The organism is Actinomycetospora sp., from assembly GCF_055612215.1.
The window spans coordinates 1-7,732 of sequence record NZ_JBVPVA010000646.1; the positions used below are offsets into that span (position 1 = coordinate 1).

Consider the following 7,732-nt stretch of genomic DNA (forward strand, 5'->3'; position numbering starts at 1 on the left):
AGGGGTGGTGGGTCCCGATGCGGGCGGCGCCGGCCAGGGCGGCGGCCAGCGCGATCAGCACGCCCAGACCCGCGAACCCGCTGGCGAGACCGACGCCGGCCCCGAGGGCGCCGACCACGAGCGGGCCGCCGGCGTCACCAAGCTCCCGACCGATCTCGGCGGCGCCCATGGTCTGTCCCAGGCGCTCGGGCGCGCTGACGCCGGCCAGCGCGGCGAAGGCCACTGGTGTCACCACAGCGGTGCCGAGCCCGATGAGCACGGCGGCGACTAGCAGCCCGGCCAGGTTCGCCAGCAGCGCGGGGACTCCGAGGCCTACAGCGGCAGCCAGGAGCCCGATGGTCAAGGCGCTGCGGTCGCTGACCCGCCCGGTGTCTCGGACCCGGCCCACGACTGGCTGGCTCAGCGCTGCGGTGGCGGCCAGCACCGACACCGCTGCCCCGGTCGCGATCGGGCCCAGGCCGGCGCCGCCGCCGACGACGGGCAGGAAGCCGACCCCGGCGGCCAGCGCCGCGGTCGCGGCCCCGAGGGCAACGGTGGGGGCTAGGAAGCTCCGGTCGCTGAGCCGTCGGGCCAGGTCGATCACGGTCTGGCGACCACGGGCCAGGGCCGGCAGCCGGGGCACCGACACCGCGGCCCATCCGGCCACCACGACGGCCAGGACGGTCAGCACCACGAACAGCAGCCGGTAGCCACCGACGTTGACCAGGACTCCGCCGAGCAGCGGGCCCAGGGTGTAGCCCAGGCCCTTCCAGGCCCCGTAGGAGCCGAAGGCCCGGCCTCGGCGCCGGTCCGGAGCGATACGGGCGATCATGGCCCCGGCGGCGGGCGAGAACGCAGCGGCCGCGGCCCCCTGGGCGAAGCGGGCCAGCCCGAGCCCGGCCGGGTTGCCCACCACCACGTAGAGCGCCGAGGCCACGGCGAAGCCGACCAGTCCGCCGAGCAGGACCGGTCGCGGCCCGATGCGGTCAGCCAGTGCCCCGAACACCGGCTTGAGCAGGACCTCGGCGCCGTCATAGAGCGCCAGCAACACGCCGAGGGTCAGCAGGTGCGTGGCGAGACCTTCGGGTGAGGTGGCCCCGAGGTTGGCAGCGATGCTGTGGGCGCCGAAGGCGGTGACGAAGCCGGCGGCGAATAGCGGCCGGATGACCGCCATCTCACCGGAGCCGGTCGGCTCGATCGGTTTACTCATCGCTCGACGTGTCGGCGGCGTCGGCCCTGCTGCGATGGCGGCGGAAACGCCACACCACCAGAGCCACCACGACGATGACGGCCACGCCGATCGCGGCACCCCGCCCCACCGTGGCCTCCACGGCGGCGTAGGAGTTGCCGGCCAGGTAGCCGAGCAGCACGACACCGGCGCCCCAGACCACGCCACCGGCGGCGTTGTAGGCCAGGAACTTCAGATAGCGCATCCCGGCAGTACCGGCCAGGGCGGGCATCACCGCCCGGAAGAAGGCCACGAACCGGCCCAGGAACACCGCAGTCCCGCCCCGGCGGGCCAGGAACTCCCGAGCCCGATCCAGGCGCTCCCGTCGACCTCGCAGCATCCGGCTCTCCACGAGCCGCGGGCCCAGCTGGCGGCCGACCTCGTAACCCACACTGTCGCCGACGATCGCTGCGGCCACCACGGTGGCCATCATCACGGGCAGGGACGCCCCGCCCAGGCTGGCGGCGACTCCGCCCAGCACCGCCGCCGTCTCGCCCGGCACGACGAAACCCACGAACAGGGCGTCCTCGACGAAGACCACGGCGCCGACCAGGACGTAGAGCAGCGGTCCATGGACCGAGAGCAGGCCGTCCAGCAGCCCGGTCACCGTGTGGTCCCTGGTGGCGAGGCGAGCACCAGTGGGCACAGTCGCCGGAACCGGGTGGCCGTCTCGACGAGTCGAGTCACTCCGGTGTGAGCGACCAGGTAGACCACCAGCGCCACCGCGGCTCCGAGTGCGAGCCCGACGAGCACATCGCCGGGATAGTGGGCAGCGACGTAGACCCGGGCGAAGGCCATCACCAGCGCCGCCACGGTGGTTAGGACGGCCAGACCTCGGGACACGAACACCAGGCCTAGCGCCACCGACCCGGCCATCACGGCATGGTCGGAAGGAAAGGAGAAGTCAGCGCTGCGGCTGACCAGGACCAGCGCCCCCGGGTGCGTGGTGTAGGGACGGGCCTCGTGCACGGCGTTGACGATGGGCTGGTTGATCGCCACCGCCGCCGGCGTGGCCACCACCGCACAGATCACGGCCGCCACTGGTTCGGGGCGGCTGCTGTGCCGGGCCACCCACCAGCCCGCCACCAGCAGCAGCCCGAACAGCGCCACCCCGTAATCGGCATAACCAAGCAGCACCGGGTGCAGCCACGGCGTCGCCCGAGCCAGCGCATTGACCTGCTCGAACAACCAGTAGTTCATCCCTTGACCGCCTCCCGGCGCCGCAGCAACTACCCCTCGACGCAGTACAGGCCAAGATACTACCATCTCGGTAGTAGACGACGGAGAGGGTGGACCAGGCGTGGAAGCCGGACGGCGACAGCGAGGGGCCCTCGAACATGAAGTCGTCGCCGTCCTGGTCGAACACAGCGACCCCATGACGCCAGGCGAGGTCCGAGACGCCCTCGGCGCCGACCTCGCCTACACCACGGTCATGACCACCCTGGCCCGACTGTCGGACAAGGGCGTCGTCACCCGCCACCGTGTCGGTCGAGCCTTCGCATACCGAGCCGTGGTCGACGAGGACGAGATCGCCGCCCGCAAGATGCAGCGACTCCTCGACACCCGTGACGACCGGGCCGCGGTGCTGACCCGCTTCGTGGGGACCCTCTCCGACGACGACGAACGCCTGCTCGCCGAACTGCTGCACCGCACCGATCCCGGAGCGGCCACGCCATGACGACCGCTGCGCTGATCGCCCTGGTGGTATCGCTGGTCTTCGCGCCACCGCCCCCGGCCTCGGCCGGCGCCTGCCGCCGGCCCTGGCCACTCGGACCCTGGTCACCGGCAGCGTTGTCGTCACCGCATCCACGATCTTCGTGCTCGCCGTGGTTGCCTTCACCTGGATCGGCCAGCTCCCCGAAGTCGCCGCCCTCGGGCCGTGGTCCAGCAGTGCCCTTCACCGCGACAGCCCCATCCCGGCCAGCGCCGCGGTCGGGTCAGGACTGTTGCTCGGCGTACTCGCTGCTCTGCTTATCCGGGGCGTCCTACGACGTGGCCAAGCCCTCCTCGAGGTGCATCGCAGCTGTCGCCACCTGCCCGGGGACCGCTCGCTCGTCGTGGTCAGGACCGACCGCCTCGACGCCTTCACCACCCCCGAGCCACGAGGCCGCATCGTGGTCACGACCGGCCTGCTCGACGCCCTCGAGCCCGTCGAACGCCGGGTCGTTCTGGCCCATGAGGCCTCCCACCTCCAACATCGTCACCCGTGGTGGGTCCTCGCCGCCGACCTCGCCGCCGCCGTCAACCCCCTGCTCGTGGCCACCGCCCGCACGGTGGGCCATTGCGTCGAGCGGTGGGCCGATGAAGACGCCGCCGCATCGGTCGCCGAACGCCCCCAAGCCGCCCGGGCCCTGGCTCGCACCGCCCTGCTCATGCATCGGCACCGAATCGCCAGAACATCCAGAGCTCTCGGCGTCATGACCGCCGACGTCCCCGGGCGAGTTCAGGCCCTCCTCGACCCGCCGCCCCGTCGCCGGCCCGCAACGGTGGCGGCCCTCGTCGGCCTCGTTCTTGCTTGCGCGCTCGCCGCCGGTGCCGTGCAACACCTCGGCGAGCGACTCTTCGAACACGCCGGAGCCGGAGCATCCAACCAACACCCCGTCCGCACCGCCGCACCGGCGCCAGCCAGCGGTCGTCCCATTCTGACTGGATCCTTTCGGGCCCAGCGACGCCCAGAGACCGACGTTGATCCTTGGAGGATCGATTGACATCGGCTGCAGCGCTGGGCCGATGAGGGTCTTGCGAGGTGCTGGGGATCGCCCCGTCGCACCCGCGTCGTCAGACGGCACCTCGTTGCCGGGCGCACGATCAGGTTGACTTCCCGGCTTCGTTAGGTGAGCCTGCCCTTGCCCGACGCAGGTCGTGCCGGGCGCGCACTTAAGGGGCGGCACATGAGCGAGGGGCAGATTCTGCTGCTCGGGTTCATCGCGGGAGTGACCATCCTGCTGGGCCTGCCGCTGGGTCGGCTGCGGGCCCCGGCCGCGCGCACCCGCGTGTTCCTCAACGCCACCGCGGTCGGAATCCTGGTGTTCCTGCTCTGGGATGTGCTCTCCCATGCCTTCGAGCCGGTCGACTCCGCGCTGGGCGCGTTGCACCAAGGCGCCGGCGGCTTGGGTCCGGTGTTCGGGTTCGGGGTGTTGTTCCTGGTCGGGCTCGGGGTCGGGTTCGGCGCCCTGGTCGGCTACGAGAGCTGGCTGCAGCACCGCCCGAACCAGCTCAATCGCGAGAGCTCGGCGAATGCGTCCGGGACGGGTGGCCCGGGGGCGATGGCGGTGACCGAGACCCCGACCCGGTCTCGGGGATGGTCGCCGGCGCGGCGGTTGGCGTTGCTGATCGCGGTCGGGATCGGGTTGCACAACTTTGGGGAAGGCCTGGCGATCGGCGGCTCCGCCGCCGGCGGCGAGATCGGGCTGGCCGTGCTGCTGGTGATCGGGTTCGCGCTGCACAACGGCACCGAAGGGTTCGGCATCGTCGCGCCGCTGGTTGCCGACGGCGAACGACCCAGCTGGGGGTTCCTGCTGGCCATGGGTCTGATCGGCGGTGGTCCGACCTTCATGGGCACGGCCATCGGGGCCCAATTCACCAGCGACACGCTCAGTGTGGTGTTCCTGACCCTGGCCGCCGGCTCAATCCTCTACGTCGTGCTGCAACTGGTCATGCTGGCCGGCAGGTCCCCCAACCACCGCCCGCTCTACGCCGGGGTCCTGCTCGGCCTGGTCGTCGGGTTCGTCACCGACATGATCGTCACCGCCGGCGGTGCCTGACCAACCAAGGCCCAACCGTTCCGGAGCCTCGCGATCGGGCCCTCGACAACCCCACGCACCCCTGAGCTCGTCCGCCAGCCTGGCCCCGATGCGGGGCGGCTGACGTCGAGCCGACTCATCGGGCGGTTGCTAACGGTCCGTCCGAGTCCTTGGGCGGAGGCCACGTGAGCGGTGAACCGTCCGGATAGTCGTCCGAGAGCGCAGCCGTGGCTGCGGCGAACAGACAAGAGAGCGTGCCCCGGTTCGTCAGACAACCCTCATGGCCCAACGGCGCCGCCAAGGCGTGTATCGCCCTGACCATTCCATGGCGGTCGGCCGTACAAGGTTCGTAGGTGTGTCTCCCGATCGTCTCCGCAAGACTGGACGACACATCGGTCTGCGAGAGAAGTACCGCTGACCGTAGCTGCGCTCCTACAGCTGCGACGGCCAGCGGTCATCGACCTACGGAGCTCGGCATTGCGCTCGTCACGCCACCCGTCGTCGGCGTCGCGGGGGGCGTCCCGCGCCTGACCGAGGCCGACATAGCCCGGGTGCGCGTGCGTCTCGACGAGGCCAAGGCAACCAGGCACGGGACAACACGACCGGCGGTTCCGCCGTGGGCGCCTAAGGGTGGCCGGTGGGGTTGGCCTGCGCAGACGGCGTGGGGCGTCGAGAGGTGGGCACGCCAGGACATGGGTCAGGACCACCATCACGGCGTCTCAAGCCGCCTGCTGCCCATTCGCGCGCGGTGATCAGCGATCGCCCGCACGATCGGCGAGCGCGAAGAACTCCTGCCGGGACCGGGCGTCGTCGCGCAGCACGCCGCGAACGGCGGAGGTGACGGTGTCCGCGCCGCGGGCCTGGGCGCCCCGCAGGGTCATGCAGGAGGGTTCGGCCTCGACGACGACGCCGACGCCCTTCGGCTCCAGGTGCTCGGCGAGCCAGTCGGCGATCTGGACCGTCATCCGCTCCTGGACCTGCGGACGGCACGCGAAGTGCTCCACCACCCGGGCCAGCTTCGACAGCGAACTGCCCTAACTGTCGCCACGACGGTCCCTGAGGACACAGCAGCGCTTCCGCGACGCCTCCCGTTAGCGCTTCGCGCTCAAGATCTAGACTCAGTGGTCGTTCGAGGGCGCATGATCCCGGCGCCCCCAGCAGCCGGAGTGCGTGCTCACGGCACACCGAGCAACTGGTTCTTGATCGCATCGGCTCGCCAGGCCTGGAATTGTTCGTGGCTCCAGCCGCGGAGATGGACCATCGAGTTGTAGAGCGTGCCGTCGTTGAGGATCCACACGAGGTCGATGGCGGTCTCGGGGTCGAGGCCGTCGCGGAGCTCGCCGACGGCGAGCACGGCGTCAACCACCATCCGCGCGGCTCGGTGTCGTTGACCCTGGATCTCGTTCCAGAGCGCGCGGGCGTCGGCGTCGGCACCGGCGGCACCCCGAACGGCTTCGGACAAGCCCGCGATGCGGGCGCTGATCGGCCCGGCGTGGGCGATGTAGGCCTCGAGCACCGCGCTCGGGGTCGGCTGGTCGCGGAACGAGCCGGTGGTGGCGCGCGCGGGGATCGGGGTGGGGTCGTCGTCCCCGGCGATGGTGGCGTCGTAGGCCTGCTTGAGCAGTAGGGCCTTTGGCCCGACCGCGCTGGACACGGTGGCCCTGCTGACCCCTGCCTCGCGGGCGATGTCGGCGATGGAGGTTCCGACATAACCCTGCTCGGCGAACAACCGGGCGGCGGCGCGCAGGACTGTCCAGCGGGTGGTCCGGGCCTGTTGCGCCCGCAACGGCGAGGTGTAGGCCCGTTTGGCGGCTGCCTCCTTATTCATTGGTCGCTAGCATAGCGGATTGATCCCGCTGTACGAGGAGGAGCAGCCATGGACGCGACCGAACTGACCGGTCAAGTCTTCCGGGTGCTCGAGACCGGCGACGCCGACCTGGCCGAAAGGGTCTTCGCCTCGGACTACGTGAACTACGCAGCGGCGGTGTCACCCGCGGCCTGTCGGCTTCCCGGTCCCGCTGCGGCCCTCGCGACCGGGGCCTGGCTCAGGTCGGCCTACAGCGACCTGCGCTACTCGGTGCTCGACGTGGCCGAGCACGGCGACCAGGTGTGGAGCAGGGTGCGGATGTCGGGACGGCACACGGGCCCGTTCGTCCGCTTCCGGGACGATCGTGTCGACCAGGTGCTCCCGCCGACCGGTCGCGAGATCGACGTGGAGCACTTCCACGTCCTGACCCGGCGCGACGGCCAGGTCGTGGCACACGAGGCGCTGCGGGACGACCTCGCGATGATCCGCCAGCTCGGAGTGCTGCCACCGAATCCCCGCGCCATCGCTCGGATCGCGGCGTGGCGGGTCACCGGTCGGGCGGCTCGGGCGGCTCACGCGGCCGTCAGGTTCGCGAACGACGCCGCGGCTGGAGTAGCGGTGCGCTGACCGACCGTCCCCCGGGCATCGGGTTCTCGTGTTGGGCGGTCTGGTGGAACACGGAGATCGCCGCGAGGTGGCCGCGCACCGTCCCGGGCCGCATCCCGTCCCGCTTCTGCACCTGCCCGGCGACGACACTGCCGGACGGATCAGCGGGGGTGGCGGAGCGTGGGGCGAGGTCGACGAGGAACCGCGCCACAGTCAGCGGATCCGTCGGCAGCGCCCGCTCCCCCGCCTCCACGCACCACGTCTCGCGTCAGTTTCCGAAGTCGGCTGCACGGATTCCCGAAGTGGGATGCACAGGCGCCGGCCGCGCCCCCAGGCTCGAGACGAGCGATGCCGCGATATTCCGCGTTA

General features: G+C 71.2%; 8 protein-coding genes and 1 pseudogene. 4 read left to right on the forward strand and 5 right to left on the reverse strand.

The genetic code is table 11. The annotated features are described in order from the left end of the window. The 3 genes from AC0CYZ_RS17735 to AC0CYZ_RS17745 all read right to left on the reverse strand — a co-directional run. Positions 1-1,189: MFS transporter (locus tag AC0CYZ_RS17735; protein WP_472217678.1), on the reverse strand; the 1,189-nt coding region annotated here is incomplete at its 3' end. After that, positions 1,182-1,814, reverse strand: a complete 633-nt coding sequence (locus AC0CYZ_RS17740; protein ID WP_472217680.1) for a DedA family protein — start codon at positions 1,812-1,814, stop codon at positions 1,182-1,184. The genes AC0CYZ_RS17740 and AC0CYZ_RS17735, both read right to left, overlap by 8 nt. Further along, positions 1,811-2,407, reverse strand: coding sequence for a phosphatase PAP2 family protein (locus AC0CYZ_RS17745; RefSeq protein ID WP_472217682.1), 597 nt, complete (start codon positions 2,405-2,407; stop codon positions 1,811-1,813). Before AC0CYZ_RS17745 ends, AC0CYZ_RS17740 begins: the two co-directional genes overlap by 4 nt. Before the next feature lie 100 nt (positions 2,408-2,507). Here AC0CYZ_RS17745 and AC0CYZ_RS17750 point away from each other — a divergent pair, with 100 nt between their 5' ends. The 3 genes from AC0CYZ_RS17750 (at position 2,508) to AC0CYZ_RS17760 (ending at position 4,971) form a co-directional block, all read left to right on the forward strand. Then, on the forward strand, positions 2,508-2,885 hold the full coding sequence (locus AC0CYZ_RS17750; RefSeq protein WP_472217684.1) for a BlaI/MecI/CopY family transcriptional regulator: 378 nt from the start codon (positions 2,508-2,510) through the stop codon (positions 2,883-2,885). Positions 2,886-3,264: 379 nt separating this feature from the next. Next, positions 3,265-3,915, forward strand: coding sequence for a M48 family metalloprotease (locus tag AC0CYZ_RS17755; protein WP_472217694.1), 651 nt, complete (start codon positions 3,265-3,267; stop codon positions 3,913-3,915). 183 nt (positions 3,916-4,098) lie between these two features. Then, a complete protein-coding gene (locus AC0CYZ_RS17760) occupies positions 4,099-4,971 on the forward strand; it encodes a ZIP family metal transporter (protein WP_472217686.1) in 873 nt (290 codons plus the stop codon). A 731-nt stretch (positions 4,972-5,702) separates the two neighbouring features. Here AC0CYZ_RS17760 and AC0CYZ_RS17765 read toward each other — a convergent pair. Next, positions 5,703-5,975, reverse strand: a pseudogene (locus AC0CYZ_RS17765) (GTP cyclohydrolase I); the annotation flags it as partial. A gap of 149 nt (positions 5,976-6,124) precedes the next feature. Next, positions 6,125-6,736: a TetR/AcrR family transcriptional regulator gene (locus AC0CYZ_RS17770; protein WP_472217689.1), complete on the reverse strand. Its 612-nt coding sequence runs from the start codon at positions 6,734-6,736 to the stop codon at positions 6,125-6,127. Positions 6,737-6,826: 90 nt separating this feature from the next. Between AC0CYZ_RS17770 and AC0CYZ_RS17775 the strand changes: the two genes are divergently transcribed. After that, on the forward strand, positions 6,827-7,384 hold the full coding sequence (locus tag AC0CYZ_RS17775; protein ID WP_472217692.1) for an ester cyclase: 558 nt from the start codon (positions 6,827-6,829) through the stop codon (positions 7,382-7,384). The last annotated feature ends 348 nt before the right edge of the window (positions 7,385-7,732 follow it).